The sequence below is a fragment of the Caulobacter rhizosphaerae genome, assembly GCF_010977555.1.
Taxonomy (GTDB): domain Bacteria; phylum Pseudomonadota; class Alphaproteobacteria; order Caulobacterales; family Caulobacteraceae; genus Caulobacter; species Caulobacter rhizosphaerae.
This window is the reverse complement of sequence record NZ_CP048815.1, coordinates 845,274-863,748: the sequence shown is the minus strand read 5'-3', so window position 1 is coordinate 863,748 and position 18,475 is coordinate 845,274. Positions and strand designations below refer to the sequence as shown.

Below are 18,475 nucleotides of genomic sequence, written 5' to 3'. Positions count from 1 at the left end.
CCGGCCCTACAGCCCCCTGCCCACCCGCAGCACCAGCTCGCGGATCCACACAGAGCCCGGATCCCTGTGCGCCACCACCGGGTGGAACAGGTACTGCGCGTCCTCGCCCGGATCGATCGGCGGCTCGACCCGCACCAGGTCCAGAGGCCCCGCCAGGGCCGCGATCAGCCGGCCCGGCACGAAGGCCACCAGGTCGGAGCGAGCGGTCATCCGCAGGGCCTGCAGGTAGCTGGGCACGGCCAGGGCGATGCGGCGCTCGACACCGTTCTGGCGCAGGAAGGGCTCGATGGCGTCGTCGCGCTCGCCCGCCCCGACCACGGCCACGTGGCGGGCGGCGTTGAAGCCGGCCAGGGTCGACAGCCGTCCGACGTCGGGATGGCCGCGCCGCACGGCCAGGGTGTCGCGGTCCGTATAGAGCGTCTGACGATGGAAGCCTGGATAGGCCTCGCCGGTCCAGGCGACCACCAGGTCGATGGTGCGGGCGAAGTCGGGGGTCAGCACCGCCGGACCGCGCCAGGGCACGACGTCCAGGCGCACGCCAGGCGCGGCGGCGGCGACCTGGGCCAGCACCGCCGGCATCAGCAGGTCGACGCACAGGTCGGGCATCATCAGGCGAAAGCCGCGGGCGCTGGTCGCCGGGTCGAAGCCCTGGGCCTGGAACAGGCCGCGCACCTGCTCCAGCGCCTGGGCCAGGGGCGCGCGCAGGGCCTGGGCGTGCGGCGTCAGCTCCATGCGCGGTCCCACCCGCACCAGCAGCGGATCGCCGGTCGCCTCGCGCAGGCGGCGCAGGGCGTGGCTGACCGCCGGCTGCGACAGGTTCAGGCGTTGCGCCGCCCGCCCGACGCCGCCCTCGGCCAGCAGGGCGTCCAGGGCCACCAGGAGGTTCAGGTCGAGCTGGGCGAGGTTCATCCGGCGAATATAGATCATCATGAGCATCGATTGGATGAATGATGCTGCTTGCCGGATCATGAGGCTCCCCTTGCACGGAGGGCCGCCATGAGCGCGACCGAGGACAACAAACAACGGGTCCAGACGATCTTCGAGGGCCTGGCGCGCGGCGACGCCCGCCTGTTTCTCGACAGCCTGGACGAGGCCGCCGTCTGGCGGATGATCGGGACCACGGCCTGGTCCGGCGTCTATGCCGGCAAGGCCGCCATCCGCCACGAGCTGCTGACCCCGCTGATGGCCCAGTTCGCCGACCGCTACGTGAACACCGCCGACGCCATCATCGCCGAGGGCGACACGGTGGTGGTCGAATGCCGCGGCAAGGTCACCACCAAGACCGGCAAGCGCTACGACAACACCTATTGCTGGGTGCTGCGGATGAGGGAGGGCAGGATCGCCGCGCTGACCGAATATATGGACACCCAACTGGTCGCGACGGCGCTGGAGCCGCCGCAAAGGGGAGCCAACTAGCTTAAGCGTTAACGGGCGTTCACCGTTCGCCGAACACGAGCGAAACGAATCATGACCGAATCAGCGACTTCGCCCGATTCAGTGTTTGTTCCCTACAAGCTATTGTAGCTTAATTCCCATTAACCACAAACACGGCGCGCCGCGCGCGACGAGCGTCTCAGTCCTCGCGCGTCGCGCGCTGGGCCCGGATCAGGGCTTCCCGCTGCTGTTGGTCGGCGATGGCGTTCTGGAAGTGAATGTTGTCCGGGGGGAGCAAGCCCGCGGCAATGGCGGGCGACTCGCCGACCACCCTCACGTTCGATTGGGTGACAGCATCGGTGATCTGGGGGGCGGTCTGGGGATTGACGGCGGTCTCGTCGGCCATGCGCTGGATCTCCACGCCGTCCGGAGATCGTCCCCCGGATGCGACGCGCCGGTTTTCGCGCCAGGATCGAGCCTTGGCAACCCGGCGACCGAGCGCCTCCGTCGCGACCGCCCTACGCCGCCTTGCACTCGGCGCTGACGCGCTTGGCGTCCAGCACCCCGGCCAGGGGGATGCCGTTGATGGTCTTCATGTGGACGTTCAGGCGGAAGCTTTCGGGCGTATAGGTCCCGTTGGCCGTCACCGGGGCCACGCGGCCCTTCTTGTCGGTCCAGGTCCCCTTAAGCGCCACCTTGCCGTCCCGCACCAGGCGGGTGTCGTAGTCGCAGGTGTATTTGCGGGTGCAGATGCCCTTGGAGAACTGCTCGACGTCGGCCTGCTTGAGACAGCGATCCTCGCCGCCGGCCGGGATCGGGCCGATACGGTAGCTGTACTCCCACTGGCCAGGCAGGATCGTCGTATGGGCGCCGGCCGCGCCCGTGGCCTGGGCGGCGATCCGGGGCGCTGCGACGGCCGCCACGGCGCCCAGGATCAGGGTTCCGGCGATCATGGCGGGGGCGAGCAGGCGCATGCGGTCGATCTCCTGGTGGGACGGCTTATATATAGAGCGGCAGATGAACCGCGTTTGAAGGCGATGTTGGGGCGCGGCGCGGCTTGACTCGGCAAGCTCCCTTCGCCTATATCGCCCGCTCTCGCGCGGTGGTCCGTCCTTCGCGCGCCGAAATTCATGTTGCGGAGCCTCCGGCTTCGCCCAAGCCCAAGGTATCCACCATGTCGCGCCGTTGCGAACTCACCGGGATCGGTCCGATGGTCGGCCACAATGTGAGCCACTCGAACATCAAGACCAAGCGCCGCTTCCTGCCGGCCCTGTCGCCCGCTTCGCTGCAGTCCGACTCCCTGGGTCAGACCTTCAAGCTGCGCATCAGCAACGCGGCCCTGCGCACCCTGGACTTCAAGGGCGGCCTGGACACCTTCCTGCTGGGCGCCAAGGACGAGCAGCTGTCGCCGCGCGCCCTGAAGATCAAGCGCCAGGTCAAGGCCAAGGCCGCCGCGACCGCCGTCGCCGCCTAAGCCTCTTCGGTTTCGACCGACGAAAGGCCCGCGAGGTTCGCCTCGCGGGCCTTTTCGCGTCTGCGCTGATCAGCGCCGGCAGACGCCCCGGTCATAGCGCCCGACCTGGCGGATCACAGCGTCGGGCTCGGCCTCGACGCGACGGCCCGAGACCAGGCCGTCGATGACCCGGCCGATCAGGTCGTTTAGCCGGGTGACGACATAGCAGTCGACCGACGGCTCGGCGTGGGCGGCGCCGATCCCGGAATCGTCGGTGATGAAGATGTAGCGGCTCTGGCTGACGGCCGCCGCCGCGCGCATCAGGTACTGGGCGTCGTCATCGACGCCGCTGGCCGCCACCGGCACGACCTGGATCCCCCGCTCGCGCGCCGACAGTATCGAGGTCCAGGCCTGGGCCCGGTCGGACTCGTGCGGCGGGGCGTCGGCGACCAGCAGCATCAGCTTCACCGCCCCCTCGCGCCAGGGATAGGCGTCGGCTTCCTGGAGCGCGACCTGCATGGCTTCGGGAAAGTCGCCGCCGCCATTGGCCGACTGGTGGGCCAGGCTCGCCTGGACGGCCTGGCGGTCGCCGGTGAACGGGTAGGTCCGCACGGTATAGGCGTCGCCCAGGTCTCGGTAGAACAGCAGGCCGGCGCGGATGTCGACGCCGGCGTGGCGCTCGCCCACCGTCCCCAGGATGTCGGACAGCTCCGCCGTCAGGTAGCTGAGCTCGTCGGCCATGCTGCCGGTGGTGTCCATGACCAGCAGCACGTCCACGGCCTGGACCGGCTTGGCGCGCCCCGGCAGGCGCAGGGTCAGGGTGCGCGGTGCGCCGGGGCGCGGCGCCGCCACGCCGGACACCACGCGGCCATCCGCGGCGGTCACTGACGCCTCGACGCGCTCGCCCAGCCGGTCGAGCTTGGGGAAGACCACCACCTGGCCGTCGGCCTTGGTCATCAGCCTCAGCGCCTCGCCGTCGGCCCGGCGGACGGTCACGGCGGACAGCGGCGCCCGCCGCCCATCGCGATCCACCACCCGGATCCGCAGCTGCTGGCCCGTATCGACGGCCGGATAGAGCTTGCGGCCCAGGCGCTGGCGGAATCGGTCGGCATAGGCCTGGTAGAGGTCGGGATTGAGCAGGTCGTCGTGATCGGCGGCGGTCAGCTGCCCCGCCCGCCGGGCCGGCGACTGGGCCAGGGGCGGCTCGTGCTCACGGCGCTCGATCACCGGCTCCAGGGCCCCGCCGTTCCGCGCGTTCGGCGCCGGCGGCGCGGCGCCAGGTGACGGCGGGGGAGCGGGTTCGGGATCCATGTAGCCAAGCGGCGATGGCGGCGGGGGCGGCGGCGGGGGCGGAGGAGGCGGCGGTGGAGGTGGGGGCGACGAGCCGCCGTCGCGCGCGTCGGGCCCGGCGCGCGAGGCGCTGACCACCACCGAATCCGCCACCTCCCGCTCGGCGGCGGGGACCCGCGCCAGCGGCGCGCTCGCCTCGCCCCGGCCTCGGACGGTCGACGCGCCCGCCATGCCGTCGGCGGCGGCCTTGGAGTCGGGCGCGGCCGTCGGCGTCGAGCACGCCGCCAGCCACAGCAGCGACACGCAGGCGGCCGCGGCCAAGGATCTGGTTTTCATGTGGACGCCCTCCCCGATTGCAACGCAGGTTAGGCGCCCGACGCGTCGCGCGCCAGGGCTGTATTACGGTCGGCGTCAGCGATGTCGAAAGTCCCGGCCTGGCGCGCCGACGGCCCATGAAAAAGCCCTCCCCGTCACCGGAGAGGGCTCTTCAACGCCACTGAAGGGGCCGATACGCCGCCCCGTACTAAACTTGGAAACGCGTCTTAGCGGGCGCGGATGGCCGGGTTGGCGTCGTTGTACGAGACCAGTTCCGGGTTGTTCAGCTTGACCACCGCGTCGTTGACCGAGGCGCGGACGCAGGCGGGGTACAGGTAGGAGGCCAGGCTCTCGCCGCGGACGGTCTGCCAGCAGACGGTCGAGGCGGCCTTGACGATCTCGGCGCGCAGTTCGGCCGGAGCCTTGCCGGCGGTCTTGATGCGGACTTCGGCGGCGCCGGCGGGCGCGGCGGCGAACAGGGCGACGGCCGAGGCGGCCAGGACGATGGAGCGGATCATGGGACGGATTCCAGGACAGCGTTGAACTTCAACCCGTCCGAAATGCGTTTCCCCGCGGCGGCTGGTCCGGGATCTCGCCCGCTCTGTCGCCTCGACCAAGCCATAGCTTGCTCGTTTTTACTTATCAACGGTTATATTGCAGTGCGGTCACAAAATTCGTTGACAGGCAAGGCCGCGACAACCTTGGGAGGAAACCCGGTCCCGCGCCGCCAAAAGCCGCGCGAAACCGGGCCCGAACGAGTCCTAGTAGCTGACCTTCAGCAGGCCGCTGGTGCGGAACGCCTGGCGGTCATAGGCCTTGAGGGTGGGGCTGCCCACCTTCTGCACGGCGTCGCGGGTCACTTCGCGGACGCAATCGGAATACAGGTCGTTGGGGTGCTGGCCGATCTCTTCGCGGCAGATCGACGAGGCGGCGGCGACGATGTCGGCGTGGATGGCGGCGACGGTGCGGCCGCGAACCTTGACGTGCTGCTCGCCGGCGAAGGCCGACGAAACGCTGGTCAGGGCGATGGCCGAGGCGGCCAGAACAAACAGAGTCTTCATGATTTCAGTTCCGAAAGGGGGTTGGAGTTCAACCACCTCCCGACGCGTTCCTCTGATGGCCGTTGGGATCTCGCCCGCTCAATCCATCGAAGGTAGCGGTAACATAGCCATACCGCCGCTTGAACTAAAATATTGAGTTTCAAAAGAAACTACCTACGGCTGCCGAGTTTTCGGGCGCCCAGCGCCCGCCGTCGAAAATCCCCGCGCTCGTCGGCGAGCGGCTCGGATTGTTCGCATATCCGCACAGTTCGTATCGATTGCCCCAGATTATCGGCGGCCGACCGAAGCCCTAACTTGGCGGCGTCACAAGGAGACGACCATGCAGGCGATCTATCAGGCGGGAACCTTCACCCTCGGCGGCCGGACCGTGAGGCGGCTGGGCTATGGCGCCATGCAACTGGCCGGACCCGGCGTCTTCGGCCCGCCGCGCGACCGCGACGCTGCGCTGGCGGTCCTGCGCGAGGCGGTGTCGGCCGGCGTCAACCACATCGACACCAGCGACTTCTATGGCCCTCACGTCACCAACCAGATCATCCGCGAGGCGCTGGCGCCCTATCCCGGCGACTTGGTGATCGTCACCAAGATCGGCGCGATGCGCGGTGACGACGCCTCCTGGACTCCGGCCTTTGGCGCCGACCAGCTGGAGCGCGCCGTGCACGACAACCTGCGCAATCTGGGCCTGGAGGCGCTGGACGTCGTCAACCTGCGGATCATGTTCGACGTCCACGGCCCGGCCGAGGGCTCGATCGCTGCGCCGCTCCAGGTTCTGGCCGATCTCCAGCGGCAGGGCCTGGTGCGCCACATCGGCCTGTCCAACGTGACCCCGACCCAGGTGGCGGAGGGCCGCGGGATCGCGGAGATCGTCTGCGTGCAGAACCAGTACAACCTGGCCCACCGCGAGGACGACGCCCTGATCGACGCGCTGGCCAGGGACGGGATCGCCTATGTGCCGTTCTTCCCGCTGGGCGGCTTCAGCCCACTGCAATCGACCGCCTTGTCGGACGTCGCCGCGCGGCTGCAGGCCACGCCGATGCAGGTCGCCCTGGCCTGGCTGCTGCGCCGCGCCCCCAACATCCTGCTGATCCCCGGCACCTCGTCGGTCGCCCACCTGCGCGAGAACCTGGCGGCGGCGTCGCTGGCGCTGCCGGACGAGGTCATGGCGGACCTGGAGGGGATCGGCGCGCAGTCAGGGCTCTAGAAGCGGGCCTTGGCGGCCTGGACGAAGGCCGCCAGGTCGGGCGCCAGCTCGGGTGCCCCAGGATCATCGGCGGTCGCCGCGCAGACCGCCGAGACGATGGCCCGGGTCTGGCCTTCCTCGGCCGGGATGAACAGGGCCTTGTCATAGTCGACGTGGTGGGCGCGCGCCGCATCGGGCCACTGGAAATAGTCGGCGGCGGCCGCGCGGATGCGGGCGCCGTCGCAATCGACCTGCAACCGGAACACGCTGACATTGGCCTTGCCGACATAGCGACCGGCGGCGTCGGCGACGTCGTCCTGGGTGGGCGAATAGAGGACGATGCGCGCGCGGCGGACCGCTTTCGCCCCGGGCTCCCCCACGATGACGCCCTCGACGAGCCCGACCACGTGCTGGGCGTCCGCCGAGATGATCGCGACGGGCGCGAGGGCCCGCGGCCCGGCCATGGCGGGACAGCCCAGGGCGGTCGCCAGCAGGGCGCTCATCAGGATTCCGGCGGAAGGTCTCAGCGCCGCCGCACCGGCTTCTTCGGCTTCGGCGGCGCGGGGGGCGGCGGTGGCGGGGCCGTCCAGTCGAAGGCCATCAGCAGGGTGCGCTCGGTCGGCGTGTCGTTGTCGTCCGACAGGATGTAGATCCGCGTCGCGCCGGACGGGCTCCTGCTGAGCGCGATCCCCTCGAAATTGTCGCGGGTGATCGCCCCGTCCAGGGTCAGGGTGGCGGCCAGGTACTGCCGGGCGGCGGGGGCGCGGGGGTCGATCACGAACCGCACCTGACCGCGCCAGCCGCGGATCGGGTCATAGGCCCGGAACAGGGCGGCGACCGACTGGCCCTCGAAGGCCGCGAAGCTGGTCAGGCCCCAGGTGAAGTCGGGCGGCGACTGCGGCGTCTGGCCCACGCACGGCGCCGACAGCCGGCAAAGCCACACCTCGCCCTCCTCGCCGCCCACCAGATAGGCGTCGGGACCGGCGATCGGATAGGCGGTCAGGGCCTCCATGCCCTCGTTGTCGGGGAAGGTGGTGCTGGGCTTGTTGACGGCCCGCGGCAGGCCGTAGGTCCCGTCCGGCTGGCGCGGATAGAGCCAGATGCGGTGGTCGCGCTCGAAGCTGACCAGGCGGTCGCCGTTGGGCAGGATCGCCAGGCCCTCGGCGTCGGCCTTCTCCTTGCCCTGCAGCGGCTGGCCGTCCGGGCCCTTCAGCGGCGACAGCTTGCCGTCGGTCAGGCCGACCAGGCGGCCGGCCTCGTCCAGCTTCAGCCGGGCCTCGAACAGGTCGCCGTCGTCGCCGATCGCCACCAACCCGCCGTCGGGGCCGAACTTCAGGTCCGACAGGCCGTGCAGGCGCTGGGTGTCGGGGCTGCTGATCGCCACGCCGCCGGCATAGACGAAGCGGCCGATGGCTGTGGGCGGCGGATTGGCCGAGCTCAGCGGCACGGGCGTGGCGACCACGCTAATCTCCGGCCCGACCTTGACCGGCGCGATCGGCAGCACGACCGGTTGCGGCGGGGCCTTGGCGCACTGCCCCAGGGCCGCGGACGCCAGGCCCAGCACCAGCAAGCCGCGCAGTCCGATCACGCGGGAACCTTGCGGGCGGGTTTCGGCTGAGAAGGCTGCACGGTCGGCGGGGCGGCCAGAAGCCCCCGGGCCCGCTTGACCGCCTTGGGCTCCTCGTCGAACAGCCCGGCCAGCTGGTCGACCAGGGCGCCGCCCAGCTGCTCGACATCGACGATGGTCACCGCCCGGCGGTAGTAGCGCGTCACGTCGTGGCCGATACCGACGGCGATCAGCTCGACGGGGCTCCTGGTCTCGATCTCGGCGATCACCTGCCGCAAGTGGCGCTCCAGATAGTGGCCCGAATTGACGCTGAGGGTGGAGTCGTCCACCGGCGCGCCGTCGGAGATCACCATCAGAATGCGGCGGGCTTCGGGCCGGCCGATCAGCCGCTGGTGGGCCCACATCAGGGCCTCGCCGTCGATGTTCTCCTTCAGCAGGCCCTCGCGCATCATCAGGCCCAGGTTCTTGCGGGCCCTTCTCCAAGGCGCGTCGGCGCTCTTGTAGATGATGTGGCGCAGGTCGTTCAGCCGGCCCGGGGCGGGCGGCTTGCCGGTCTTGATCCACTCGTCGCGGGCGCTGCCGCCCTTCCAGGCGCGGGTGGTGAAGCCCAGCACCTCGACCTTGACCGCGCAGCGCTCCAGGGTGCGGGCCAGGATGTCGGCGCAGACCGCCGCCACCATGATCGGCCGGCCGCGCATCGAGCCGGAATTGTCGATCAGCAGGGTCACGACGGTGTCGCGGAACTCGACGTCCTCCTCCTGCTTGAACGACAGCGGAGCGGTGGGGTCGATGATCACCCGGGTCAGGCGGGCGACGTCCAGCATCCCCTCCTCCAGGTCGAAGGTCCAGGCGCGGTTCTGCTGGGCCAGCAGGCGGCGCTGCAGCTTGTTGGCCAGCCGCGAAACGACGCTGGAAAAGGCCGCCAGCTGCTGGTCCAGATAGGCGCGCAGGCGGGTCAGCTCGTCGGCGTCGCACAGGTCCTCGGCCGGCACCACCTCGTCATAGGCCGTGGTGAACACCTTGTAGGCCGGCTCGTTGGAGCCGCCCTGCCCCTGGTCCGGACGGGCCGGCTTGGCGCCGTCGCCCATCTCCGGGGCCTCTTCGGTGTCCTCCGGGTCGCCGTCCTGCTCGGACTGGACCATCTCCTCGTCGCCGGCCTCGGACTCGCGGTCGGAGGTCTCGGCCTGCTCGGGCTGGGCGCCGTCGGACTGCTCGCCCTCGCCTTCGCCGGAATCGTCCTCGGAGGCCTCGGTGTTCTGGTCCTCGTCGCCCTGGTCCTCGTCGGACTGCTCGGTGGCGTCGGACATGTCCTCGCCCAGGTCCAGGTCGCGCAGGATCTCGCGGGTGACCCGGGCGAAGGCGGCCTGGTCGTCGATGGCGGCGGCCAGGCGGTCCAGGTCCTTGCCGGCCCGGGCCTCGATGTCGGCGCGCAGGATGTCGACCAGGGCCTTGGCGCCATCAGGCGGGGCGTCGCCGGTCAGGCGCTCGCGGACCATCAGCGACAGGATCTCGGCCATCGGCGCGGACTGGCGGTCGGTGGCGACGGCGCGGGTCAGGCCCTGCTTTTCCAGGCGAGCCTCGAGGGCGGCGGTCAGGTTGGCCCGCACCCCGCCCAGGGCGTTCGAACCGATCGCTTCCAGCCGCGCCTGCTCGATGGCCTCGAAGGCCGCCTGGCCGTCGGGCGAGCCGGGGCGAGCCCGGGCGTGGGCGACCGCGTCATGGTGGGCTAGGCGCAGGGCCATCTGGTCGGCCAGGCCGCGGATGCGGGCGGCCTCCTTGGCGTTCAGGTCGCGCGGCGGATGGGGCAGCACCGCCCGGTTGCCGATCAGGCTGGGGCCCTCGCCGGAGAACACCACCTCAAGGTCGGGGGTCTCGGCGAGCGATCGCGCCGCGTGGGCCAGGGCGCGCTTGAACGGTTCGGTCGGGCTTTCGGGCTTGGAGGCCATGGGGAATGGGTTACCCAGCCGAGGCCCTTAACACAAGGCGCCGAACGGGATCGCGACGGGAACAGGGCGCGCCGAGGCCGCGTTGCCCCTGGGAAGCCCGCGACAGGCGGGCCCAGCCTTTGAGGAAACCACCATGCTGAAATGGGCTTTCATCCTGGCCATCGTCGCCCTGATCGCCGGCGCCCTGGGCTTCACCGGCATCGCCGGCGCGGCGGCGGGGATCGCCAAGATCCTGTTCTTCCTGTTCCTGCTGGGCTTCATCATCTTCGCCGTCCTGGGGGTGACGGTGTTCAAGAGCGTGACGAAGTAGCTCACTGCGTCCTTCGAGGCCCGCTGCGCGGGCGCCTCAGGATGAGGACCTTTGTGCTGACTTCCTCATCCTGAGGTGCGAGGCCCAGCCGAGCCTCGAAGGACGCACCGCGTTTCAGCGGCCTACCTTACCGCGGCGTAGGCCTTGGCCTGTTCCCCCACCACCGCCACCAGGTCGCCCATGGTCAGGTTGACGTCCACCAGGTGCAGCCCCCAGTCCTTCAGCGGCTGGCCCAGCACCAGCAGGTCGCCGGGGATGTTGTCGGTGCGCGGGTCGGCCTTGTCGGGGTGGACCGTGACGGCCAGATAGTCGAAGCCGCCGCTGCTGACGCACTCGGCCGAGACCAGTCCCGGCAGTTCCACGAACGGCGTCGAGACCGTCGCGTCCTTGGTCCAGACCGTGGCCGGGCGCATGGCCGTGCCCATGATCGTGCGGTCGGCGAAATAGCTGCGCAGCGGGGCCGAGCCGCCGGCCAGGGCCGCGGGATTGACGCAGGCGGCCTTCATGCCCGGTTCGGCGACCTTGCCGAAGAACTTGCTGCTGGCCGGCGGCGGGCTGTCGGCGCGGAACGAGACGTAGGAGATCACGCAGCCGGTCTGGCCGGCCTTGCGGCACAGGGGCAGCGAGCCATAGGCGTCGGTGGCCGGGTCGACCGGCGTGTTCATGCCCAGGATCAGGGCCGAAACCAGCTGCTTCTGCACCGGCTTGCCGTCGATCTCCTCCTTGATCAGCCGCAGCAGGATGCGCGACCCCTGCGAATGGCCCACCAGCACCACGCCGCGGCCGTGATTGTCGCGGGCCAGGTAGTCCTTCCAGGCGGCCAGCACGTCGGCATAGGCCAGCTCGCCGTCGCCGTTCGAGGCCTGGCCCATCATCACCTTGCGCAGGGCGGCGATGGTCACCTGGCGATAGCTGGGGGCGTACAGCTTGCAGACCTGGCCGAAGCGGGCGAACTGCTGGTCGGCCACCGCCTTTTCCGGCAGGTCCGGCGTCATGTCGCTGTTGCCGCCGGGGTCGCTGGACACCGTGGGATAGACGTAGAAGCAGTCGATCGGGGCGTCGGGATCGGCCTTGAACGGCTCAATGCGGGTGGAGCCGTCCGCCTGGACCACCGTGGCGGTCTGGTCGGCGGCGCAGGCGTCGTCGCGGCCGGGCCGGCACAGCCAGTTTTCGTCCTTGGCGTAGTCGTTCGGCGCGACCGGACCGGCGGGGGCCGGCTGGGCGCAGGCCGCCGCCCCCAGGCCCAACGCGGTGACCAGGCCCAGAGCGGCCCACAGCTTGCGTGACATCGACACCCCCAACGCTTGTTCGCGGCGGAGGATGACGCACGTCTTCCAAGTTGTCATCCCGGACGAGCGCGCCAGGACCGATCATTCAAGGCCGAGCGTGGTCCTCGTCCTTCGACAAGCTCAGGATGAGGACCATTTACAGGCTCAGCAGTCGAAAACCTCATCCTGAGCTTGTCGAAGGACGAGGTTTCGCTCCCCCGGGAGCCTGGATCTTGGTCCGCCCTAGGCCGGCAGCCATCGGCGCGGGAACTTGTCGCCCAGGGCCCGCGCCTCGCCGGGCTTCAGCCCCAGTTCGCGCATCTTGTAGGCGACCACCTCGCGCAGGGCCTCGACCGGCTCGCGACCGGCGGAAGGACTGGACGCAACGGGGCCGGCCTGCATGGCCAGGTCCACCGCGGCCCATTCGGCCTGGGCGCGGTCGGGCTTGCCGACGGCGAAGTAGTGGCGGACGGGCAGCCGCTCGCCGGGCGTCTCGACCATCACGCCGACCACCCAGCCTTGAACAATCAGATCGGCGTCGGGGCGCTGGCGGAACATGGGATCGATGTAGCGATTTCGCGGGCCGGCTCAAGCCTTGCCGCAATCGGCCATAGCGTCGCCGTAAATCGGCCAAGCCGGACGCCGCAACCTCCGGACGTACGACGGGAGGTCGGATCCATGACCGCGCGGGGGCGATGGCGAGCGCGGCTGGCGGCCGGCGGGGCGGGCCTGGCGATCAATGCCGGCCTGCTGGCCCTGCTGACCCTGGAACGGCGGACGCCTTCCATGGCCGACCCGCCGACCGTGGTCGTCGCCCTGGAGCCGCGCCCCGTTCCGCCCAAAGTCGAGCCCGACCGGCGGACCGCGCCGCCTCGTCAGGCCGGTCCGCCCTCGCCGGCCCCGCCTCGGCTCCAGACGTCGCCGTCCAGCGTCGCGCCGCTGGTCCTGCCCACCGTCCCGGCCGGCCCGAATATGTCCCAGGCCGTGGAGCCGCGCTGGCGGGTCGGCGGCGGCGAGTACCTGGATCCGGCCAGCGCCCGCCGGGCCCGCAGGCTGTGGGAGGCGGCCGAGGACCGCCGCTACAAGCGCGCGTGCCTGGGCCAGTCCAGCGAGCACATGACCGAGGAAGAGACGTTCGCCTGCTGGGACGCCTGGGGCGGCGGCGCGCCGATGACCGGCCCGGGCGGCAGACGCCCCGGCCGGTCCTGGCCAGGCCTGCCCGCCGATCCTCCGCGAATCCGCCCTGGAAGCCCTAGCCCAGCATCTGGAACGCCGCCTGGCTGAGCAGGCCCAGGGTTAGCCACAAAGCCAGGCCCAGGGCGATATAGACGGCCTTGGGGGTACGCCGGTTACGGAAATGGTGGATCTCGTGTCTCGCCATCGACCAGCCTCCTCGACGCCTTTTGCGTCCGCGGAGTCAGGAACGAGCTTCGCCACGTTTTCGCTGCAGGTGTTAACGCGACCGTGATCGGTTATCCACAAGCGGGGCGGGAACTCGCGGCGGCGCTCGCCTCGCCAGGACCGCTCAGGCGCCGGGATCCAGCGCCCGCAGCACCATGGCGCTGTCCACCACCTGCTCCATGCGGACGATCTGGCCGTCCTTGAGCGTGTAGAGGTGGGCGAAGGTGGCGGTCATGGCCTTGCCGGTGGCGCGATAGGTTCCCGAATAGACCCCGAAGGCGGCGACATGGTCGCCGTCCTCGAGATAGGTGTGCGCCTCGGCGCGGTAGTCGATCCATTCGGTGGCCAGGCGCTGGAAGACGTTGGCGGCGATGGCGTCGAAGCCGACATAGGTCCCGGCATAGGGAAAGCCGGCCGCTTCGGTCCAGGTCGCGTCGGGCGCGAGCGCCGCCCGCAGCCGCTCGCCCTTCTGCGCCGGCGAGGCCTCGTAGGTCCCGCGTATGACGTCCTTGTTGGAGGCCATCTCAGCCCCACTTCATTTCGCCGGTGGCGACCTTGGCGCCGATCTGCAGGGCCAGGCCCATGCCGGCGTCCGGATAGCGGGCGGTCATCGCCGCGATCAGGGCCGCGGAGTCCTTGGCCTTGGCCAGTTCCTGCTCGAAGGCCAGCAGGTAGTCTCGGGTGTAGGTCAACGCCGCCGAGCCGGTTGGCGCCGTGGTCGTCATGTGGCCGGGCACGACCACGGCCGGCTTGCGGGCCAGCAGGGCGTCCAGCTGCGCGACCCAGGCGGCGCGGGCCTCGGCGCCGGCGGTGTCCGCGGTCCAGACATGGACGCCGGAGAACACCAGCACGCCGCCGAAGACCGCCGACAGCGACGGCGCCCAGAGATAGCGGCGATTGGCCAAGCCCTGGGCCGGGACGATCTGGATCGCCTGGCCGTCGACGGTCAACTGATCACCGTCGAAGGCGGTCGGCATGACGATGTCCGCGAGCGTCTTGGGGCCGTTGTCGCCCAACTGCGGCCCCCAGGTCGCCAGCTTCTTCTCGACGCTGGCCTGGATCGCCGCGATCGTGTCGGAAGCGGCCAAGACCTTGGCCTCCGGGAAGGCGGCCTTGATCGGTCCTAGGCTGAAATAATAGTCCGGGTCGCTCTGGCTGACATAGACGGTCGTCAGCTCGCGGCCCGTGGCCTTGATGGCGTCGGCCAGCGCCTGGCCGTCGGGCAGGGTGAAGCCGCCGTCGATCAGCACGGCTTCCTTGGGGCCCCAGACCAGGACCGGCGCGCGGAAGAAGCCGTTTTCCCCAGCGGGGAAGGCCTTCCAGTCCAGCGTGACGCCAGCGGCCAGCGCATCGCTCTGGCCGGCGAGGGTTGCGGCGGCGCCGCCTGCGATCATCGTCATCATCAGTCTCCGGGTGGGCATGAGGGGCTCCTGATCTCCCGCAGGATGCGCCCGGCCGATTGCCATGCAAAGGTCGGGAAAATACACTCATCGTATGTCACAGACATACAATCACCGGGACGGCGCCGATCGCGGCCTCAACAATCTCAAGCGCATGGCCTATTTCGCCGAGGTGGTCGAAACCGGCTCGTTCACGGCGGCGGCCGATCGGCTGGGCATCACCAAGGCCGTGGTCAGCCAGCAGGTCGCCAAGCTCGAGCGCGCGTTCGAGACCACCCTGCTGGTCCGCACCACCCGCAGCGTGCGGCCGACCGAGGAAGGGCGCGCCTTCTACGAACGTTGCGCCCGCGTGCTGTCCGAAGCGCAGGAGGCCTTCGACGGTCTGGAGGCCGACGATCGCGCGCCGACCGGCCTGCTGCGGCTGACCGCCCCGTTCGACTACGGCGTCGCCGTCGTCGTCCCGGCCATCGCCGAGTTCCACCGCCGGTTTCCGGCCTGCACCGCCGACCTGGTGATCAGCGACCGGACCCTGGATCCGGTCGAGAAGGACATGGAACTGGCGATCCGGGTCGGCTGGCTGACCGACAGCGCCTTGCGGGCGCGGCGGATCGGATCGTTCCAGCAGATCCTGGTCGCGAGCCCCGCCTTGGCGGCCCGGCTGGGCGACGGCGCCGAGCCTAGCCAGGTCGCGGATCTGCCCTTCGTCGCCAACAGCGTCCTGCGCGACCCGCTGGGCTGGACCTTTTCCAACGGCGAAGGCCAGCAGCGGTCGGTGCGGGTGTCGGCGGCGCTGGCCATCGACGCCACCCTGGGGGTTCTGGAAGCGGTGCGGGCCGGCGTCGGCCTCTCGATCCTGCCGGACTATGCGGTGCAGGCCGACCTGGCCAGCGGCCGCCTGATCCGCGTGCTGCCCGCCTGGAGTCTCGAGAGCGGCGGGATCTACGCCGTCACGCCCGCGACCCGCTTTCGGCGCGCCCGGGTCACGGCCTTCCTCGACATCCTGGTCGCGTGGGAGCGGCGTCGGGCGCAGGCGCAATAGCCAAAAGAAAAGGGCGGGACCTTTCGGTCCCGCCCTTCTCCATTTCGTTCAGCCTAGGCTGACCGGACTTCTTAGAAGTCCATGTCGCCCATGCCGCCCATGCCGCCGCCGGGAGGGCCGCCGGCGCCGGCGCCCTTCTTGGGCGCCTCGACGATGGCGGCTTCGGTGGTGATCAGCAGGCCGGCCACCGAGGCGGCGTCCTGCAGGGCGGTGCGGACCACCTTGGCGGGGTCGATGACGCCGTCGGTGATCAGGTCGACATACTGCTCGGTCTGGGCGTTGAAGCCGAAGGTGGTCGAGTCGCTTTCGAGGATCTTGCCGACCACGATCGAGCCTTCGACGCCGGCGTTCTCGGCGATCTGGCGGATCGGAGCCTGCAGGGCGCGACGGACGATGGCGATGCCGGCGGTCTGGTCGTCATTGTCGCCGACCAGGGTCGCCAGGGCCTTGGAGGCCTTCAGCAGAGCCACGCCGCCGCCCGGGACGATGCCTTCTTCCACGGCCGCGCGGGTCGCGTTCAGGGCGTCGTCGACGCGATCCTTCTTTTCCTTCACCTCGACTTCGGTCGAGCCGCCGACCCGGATGACCGCGACGCCGCCGGCCAGCTTGGCCAGACGCTCTTGCAGCTTTTCCTTGTCGTAGTCCGAGGTGGTGTCTTCGATCTGCTTCTTGATCTGCGAGATGCGGGCTTCGATGGCCGACTTCTCACCGACGCCGTCCACGATGGTGGTGTCGTCCTTGGTGATCGAGACCTTCTTGGCCTTGCCCAGCATGTCGAGCGAGACGTTCTCGAGCTTGATGCCGAGATCTTCGCTGACGACCTGGGCGCCGGTCAGGATGGCGATGTCTTCCAGCATGGCCTTGCGGCGATCGCCGAAGCCCGGAGCCTTGACGGCGGCGACGCGCAGGCCGCCGCGCAGCTTGTTGACCACCAGGGTGGCCAGGGCTTCGCCCTCGACGTCCTCGGCGATGATCACCAGCGGACGGCCCGACTGGACGACGGCTTCCAGCACCGGCAGCAGCGGCTGCAGCGACGACAGCTTCTTTTCGAACAACAGGATGAGCGGCTCTTCGAGCTGGACTTCCATCTTGTCGGCGTTGGTGATGAAGTACGGCGACAGGTAGCCGCGGTCGAACTGCATGCCTTCGACGACGTCGAGTTCGGTCTCGGCGGTCTTGGCTTCCTCGACGGTGATGACGCCTTCGTTGCCGACCTTGTCCATGGCCTTGGCGATCATCTCGCCGACGTCCTTGTCACCGTTGGCCGAGATGGTGCCGACCTGGGCGATCTCGTTGTTGGTGGTGACCTTCTTCGACGACGCCTTGATGGAGTCGACGACGACGTGGACGGCCTTGTCGATGCCGCGCTTCAGGTCCATCGGGTTCATGCCGGCGGCGACCGACTTGAGGCCTTCCTGGACGATGGCTTGCGCCAGCACGGTGGCGGTGGTGGTGCCGTCGCCGGCCTTGTCGTTGGTCTTGGACGCGACTTCGCGGATCATCTGCGCGCCGAGGTTCTCGAACTTGTCAGCCAGTTCGATTTCCTTGGCGACCGAGACGCCGTCCTTGGTCGAGCGCGGGGCGCCGAACGACTTTTCGATCACGACGTTGCGGCCCTTGGGGCCCAGGGTCACCTTCACCGCGTTGGCGAGGATGTTGACGCCGCGCAGCATCTTGTCGCGCGCGTCGGAGGAGAAATAGACGTCTTTAGCGGCCATTTGAGAGCCCTTCTAAAAGAGAAACTTGGGGTCGAAAGCGGAGAGCAACTCGGGCCTTTAGGCCTCGACGATGCCCAGGACGTCGCTTTCCTTCATGATCAGCAGATCCTGGCCGTCCACCTTCACTTCGGTGCCGGACCACTTGCCGAACAGGATGCGGTCGCCGGCCTTCACGTCCAGGGCGACGATGTCGCCCTTGTCGTTGCGGGCGCCGGGGCCGACGGCGACGACTTCGCCTTCCTGCGGCTTTTCCTTGGCGGTGTCGGGGATGATGATCCCGCCCTTGGTCTTGGTTTCTTCTTCGACACGCTTCACCAGGACGCGGTCGCCGAGAGGGCGAAATTTCATGACTCGTTCTCCGTCGGGACGGTTTTCATTTATGGTTCGTCTGCAGTCGGGAGCGCCGCTGTTAGCAGTCGCTCCCATCGAGTGCTAACGCCGCGCAGGAGTTAGGACCGGCGGTGAGGCGAGTCAAGGACGAGCCTCCAACTTGCTTGGGGGCGATTTGCCGTAGGCAGGCCGGCTCCCGGATGGACGACGATCCGGCGACGGACATAGATAGGAACGAAGACGGCGGCATGAAGACGATGAAGCCCCCTGCCCTGGCCCTGATCGGGCTGTTGACCTTCCCGGACGACCTGGCCTTCAGGTTCAAGCGGCCGGGGGAGCCCGACCGGCGAGGCGACTGCGGAGTCGTGTTCAGGGTAGGAGTGCGCTGATGATCGACCATATCGGACTGACCGTGCGCGACCTGAAGGTCTCCAAGGCCTTCTACGACGCCGCCTTCGCGCCCCTGGGCGTCGAGGTGGTGATGAGCGTCACCGCCGACGAAACGGGATCCTACGGCTACCTCGGCTACGGCCCCGGCGCCGACAGCCGCGACATCCAGGCGGGCAAGCCCAGCTTCTGGATCGGCGGCGGCGAAACCCTGACGGGCCCGATGCACGTGGCCTTCGTGGCGGCCACGCGGGCCCAGGTCGACGCCTTCCACGCCGCCGCCCTGGCCGCCGGCGGGGTGGACAACGGGCCGCCGGGGGTTCGGCCGCATTATCACCCCAACTACTATGGAGCCTTCGTGCTCGACCCGGACGGCCGCAACATCGAGGCGGTCTGCCATGCGCCCGCATAAGCCCGCATAGGCGGCTGGAGACCTGAC

At 69.5% G+C, this 18,475-nt stretch carries 24 protein-coding genes and 1 pseudogene; 8 read left to right on the top strand and 17 right to left on the bottom strand.

Going from position 1 to position 18,475, the window contains the following annotated elements; genetic code table 11:
* Positions 1 to 6: 6 nt before the first annotated feature.
* On the bottom strand, positions 7 to 969 hold the full coding sequence (locus G3M57_RS04060) for a LysR family transcriptional regulator (protein WP_244322601.1): 963 nt from the start codon (positions 967 to 969) through the stop codon (positions 7 to 9).
* Between the two features lie 27 nt (positions 970 to 996).
* On the opposite strand from G3M57_RS04060, the gene G3M57_RS04055 reads away from it, so the two are divergent.
* Positions 997 to 1,416 (top strand): nuclear transport factor 2 family protein, encoded by a 420-nt coding sequence (locus G3M57_RS04055; RefSeq protein WP_163228883.1) that lies wholly within the window; start codon positions 997 to 999, stop codon positions 1,414 to 1,416.
* A gap of 157 nt (positions 1,417 to 1,573) precedes the next feature.
* Here G3M57_RS04055 and G3M57_RS04050 read toward each other — a convergent pair whose 3' ends face one another.
* Complete coding sequence (locus G3M57_RS04050) at positions 1,574 to 1,780, bottom strand: RebB family R body protein (RefSeq protein WP_056758980.1); 207 nt, start codon at positions 1,778 to 1,780, stop codon at positions 1,574 to 1,576.
* A gap of 112 nt (positions 1,781 to 1,892) precedes the next feature.
* Positions 1,893 to 2,348 (bottom strand): DUF3617 domain-containing protein, encoded by a 456-nt coding sequence (locus G3M57_RS04045; RefSeq protein ID WP_056758978.1) that lies wholly within the window; start codon positions 2,346 to 2,348, stop codon positions 1,893 to 1,895.
* Between the two features lie 200 nt (positions 2,349 to 2,548).
* On the opposite strand from G3M57_RS04045, the gene rpmB reads away from it, so the two are divergent.
* Positions 2,549 to 2,848 (top strand): 50S ribosomal protein L28, encoded by a 300-nt coding sequence (gene rpmB, locus G3M57_RS04040; RefSeq protein ID WP_056758976.1) that lies wholly within the window; start codon positions 2,549 to 2,551, stop codon positions 2,846 to 2,848.
* 69 nt (positions 2,849 to 2,917) lie between these two features.
* Here rpmB and G3M57_RS27710 read toward each other — a convergent pair whose 3' ends face one another.
* From G3M57_RS27710 to G3M57_RS04025, 3 genes are all read right to left on the bottom strand, one after another.
* Positions 2,918 to 4,453 (bottom strand): vWA domain-containing protein, encoded by a 1,536-nt coding sequence (locus tag G3M57_RS27710; RefSeq protein ID WP_163228881.1) that lies wholly within the window; start codon positions 4,451 to 4,453, stop codon positions 2,918 to 2,920.
* Between the two features lie 206 nt (positions 4,454 to 4,659).
* Positions 4,660 to 4,950, bottom strand: a complete 291-nt coding sequence (locus tag G3M57_RS04030; protein ID WP_056758972.1) for a hypothetical protein — start codon at positions 4,948 to 4,950, stop codon at positions 4,660 to 4,662.
* A 243-nt stretch (positions 4,951 to 5,193) separates the two neighbouring features.
* Entirely contained in the window at positions 5,194 to 5,493 is a 300-nt protein-coding gene (locus G3M57_RS04025) for a hypothetical protein (RefSeq protein ID WP_056758970.1), read from the bottom strand.
* A gap of 319 nt (positions 5,494 to 5,812) precedes the next feature.
* On the opposite strand from G3M57_RS04025, the gene G3M57_RS04020 reads away from it, so the two are divergent.
* On the top strand, positions 5,813 to 6,691 hold the full coding sequence (locus G3M57_RS04020) for an aldo/keto reductase family oxidoreductase (protein ID WP_163228879.1): 879 nt from the start codon (positions 5,813 to 5,815) through the stop codon (positions 6,689 to 6,691).
* Here the strand turns inward: G3M57_RS04020 and G3M57_RS04015 are convergent.
* The 3 genes from G3M57_RS04015 to cobT are packed head-to-tail and all read right to left on the bottom strand — an operon-like array spanning position 6,688 to position 10,183.
* Complete coding sequence (locus G3M57_RS04015; RefSeq protein WP_163228877.1) at positions 6,688 to 7,173, bottom strand: hypothetical protein; 486 nt, start codon at positions 7,171 to 7,173, stop codon at positions 6,688 to 6,690. The two genes, G3M57_RS04020 and G3M57_RS04015, sit on opposite strands and share 4 nt — an antisense overlap.
* Before the next feature lie 20 nt (positions 7,174 to 7,193).
* Complete coding sequence (locus G3M57_RS04010) at positions 7,194 to 8,258, bottom strand: esterase-like activity of phytase family protein (RefSeq protein ID WP_163228875.1); 1,065 nt, start codon at positions 8,256 to 8,258, stop codon at positions 7,194 to 7,196.
* Entirely contained in the window at positions 8,255 to 10,183 is a 1,929-nt protein-coding gene (cobT, locus tag G3M57_RS04005; protein ID WP_163228873.1) for a cobaltochelatase subunit CobT, read from the bottom strand. Before cobT ends, G3M57_RS04010 begins: the two co-directional genes overlap by 4 nt.
* A gap of 133 nt (positions 10,184 to 10,316) precedes the next feature.
* On the opposite strand from cobT, the gene G3M57_RS04000 reads away from it, so the two are divergent.
* A complete protein-coding gene (locus tag G3M57_RS04000; protein WP_082564652.1) occupies positions 10,317 to 10,493 on the top strand; it encodes a DUF1328 family protein in 177 nt (58 codons plus the stop codon).
* A 5-nt stretch (positions 10,494 to 10,498) separates the two neighbouring features.
* Here G3M57_RS04000 and G3M57_RS03995 read toward each other — a convergent pair.
* The 3 genes and pseudogenes from G3M57_RS03995 to G3M57_RS03985 form a co-directional block, all read right to left on the bottom strand.
* Positions 10,499 to 10,611: pseudogene (locus G3M57_RS03995) on the bottom strand (hypothetical protein); the annotation flags it as partial.
* Between the two features lie 4 nt (positions 10,612 to 10,615).
* Positions 10,616 to 11,782: a DUF3089 domain-containing protein gene (locus G3M57_RS03990; protein WP_163228871.1), complete on the bottom strand. Its 1,167-nt coding sequence runs from the start codon at positions 11,780 to 11,782 to the stop codon at positions 10,616 to 10,618.
* Between the two features lie 222 nt (positions 11,783 to 12,004).
* Positions 12,005 to 12,319 carry a hypothetical protein gene (locus G3M57_RS03985; protein WP_056758957.1) on the bottom strand — a complete coding sequence of 105 codons (315 nt, stop codon included), beginning with the start codon at positions 12,317 to 12,319 and terminating at the stop codon, positions 12,005 to 12,007.
* Positions 12,320 to 12,439: 120 nt separating this feature from the next.
* On the opposite strand from G3M57_RS03985, the gene G3M57_RS03980 reads away from it, so the two are divergent.
* Positions 12,440 to 13,045 carry a hypothetical protein gene (locus G3M57_RS03980; RefSeq protein WP_163228869.1) on the top strand — a complete coding sequence of 202 codons (606 nt, stop codon included), beginning with the start codon at positions 12,440 to 12,442 and terminating at the stop codon, positions 13,043 to 13,045.
* Here the strand turns inward: G3M57_RS03980 and G3M57_RS27335 are convergent.
* From G3M57_RS27335 to G3M57_RS03970, 3 genes are all read right to left on the bottom strand, one after another.
* A complete protein-coding gene (locus G3M57_RS27335; RefSeq protein ID WP_230983825.1) occupies positions 13,014 to 13,142 on the bottom strand; it encodes a hypothetical protein in 129 nt (42 codons plus the stop codon). The genes G3M57_RS03980 and G3M57_RS27335 overlap by 32 nt on opposite strands.
* A 144-nt stretch (positions 13,143 to 13,286) precedes the next feature.
* Positions 13,287 to 13,685, bottom strand: coding sequence for a nuclear transport factor 2 family protein (locus tag G3M57_RS03975; RefSeq protein ID WP_163228868.1), 399 nt, complete (start codon positions 13,683 to 13,685; stop codon positions 13,287 to 13,289).
* 1 nt (position 13,686) lies between these two features.
* Entirely contained in the window at positions 13,687 to 14,583 is an 897-nt protein-coding gene (locus tag G3M57_RS03970; protein WP_163228867.1) for an MBL fold metallo-hydrolase, read from the bottom strand.
* A 73-nt stretch (positions 14,584 to 14,656) separates the two neighbouring features.
* On the opposite strand from G3M57_RS03970, the gene G3M57_RS03965 reads away from it, so the two are divergent.
* On the top strand, positions 14,657 to 15,601 hold the full coding sequence (locus G3M57_RS03965; RefSeq protein WP_163228866.1) for a LysR family transcriptional regulator: 945 nt from the start codon (positions 14,657 to 14,659) through the stop codon (positions 15,599 to 15,601).
* Between the two features lie 71 nt (positions 15,602 to 15,672).
* Here the strand turns inward: G3M57_RS03965 and groL are convergent, their stop codons facing one another.
* Both groL and groES read right to left on the bottom strand, forming a co-directional pair.
* Positions 15,673 to 17,319 carry a chaperonin GroEL gene (groL, locus tag G3M57_RS03960; protein WP_163228865.1) on the bottom strand — a complete coding sequence of 549 codons (1,647 nt, stop codon included), beginning with the start codon at positions 17,317 to 17,319 and terminating at the stop codon, positions 15,673 to 15,675.
* 57 nt (positions 17,320 to 17,376) lie between these two features.
* On the bottom strand, positions 17,377 to 17,667 hold the full coding sequence (groES, locus tag G3M57_RS03955) for a co-chaperone GroES (protein WP_028037871.1): 291 nt from the start codon (positions 17,665 to 17,667) through the stop codon (positions 17,377 to 17,379).
* A gap of 230 nt (positions 17,668 to 17,897) precedes the next feature.
* Here groES and G3M57_RS03950 point away from each other — a divergent pair, with 230 nt between their 5' ends.
* Both G3M57_RS03950 and G3M57_RS03945 read left to right on the top strand, forming a co-directional pair.
* A complete protein-coding gene (locus G3M57_RS03950; RefSeq protein WP_163228863.1) occupies positions 17,898 to 18,038 on the top strand; it encodes a hypothetical protein in 141 nt (46 codons plus the stop codon).
* Entirely contained in the window at positions 18,038 to 18,448 is a 411-nt protein-coding gene (locus G3M57_RS03945) for a VOC family protein (protein WP_056758946.1), read from the top strand. The genes G3M57_RS03950 and G3M57_RS03945 overlap by 1 nt, the downstream gene beginning before the upstream one ends.
* The last annotated feature ends 27 nt before the right edge of the window (positions 18,449 to 18,475 follow it).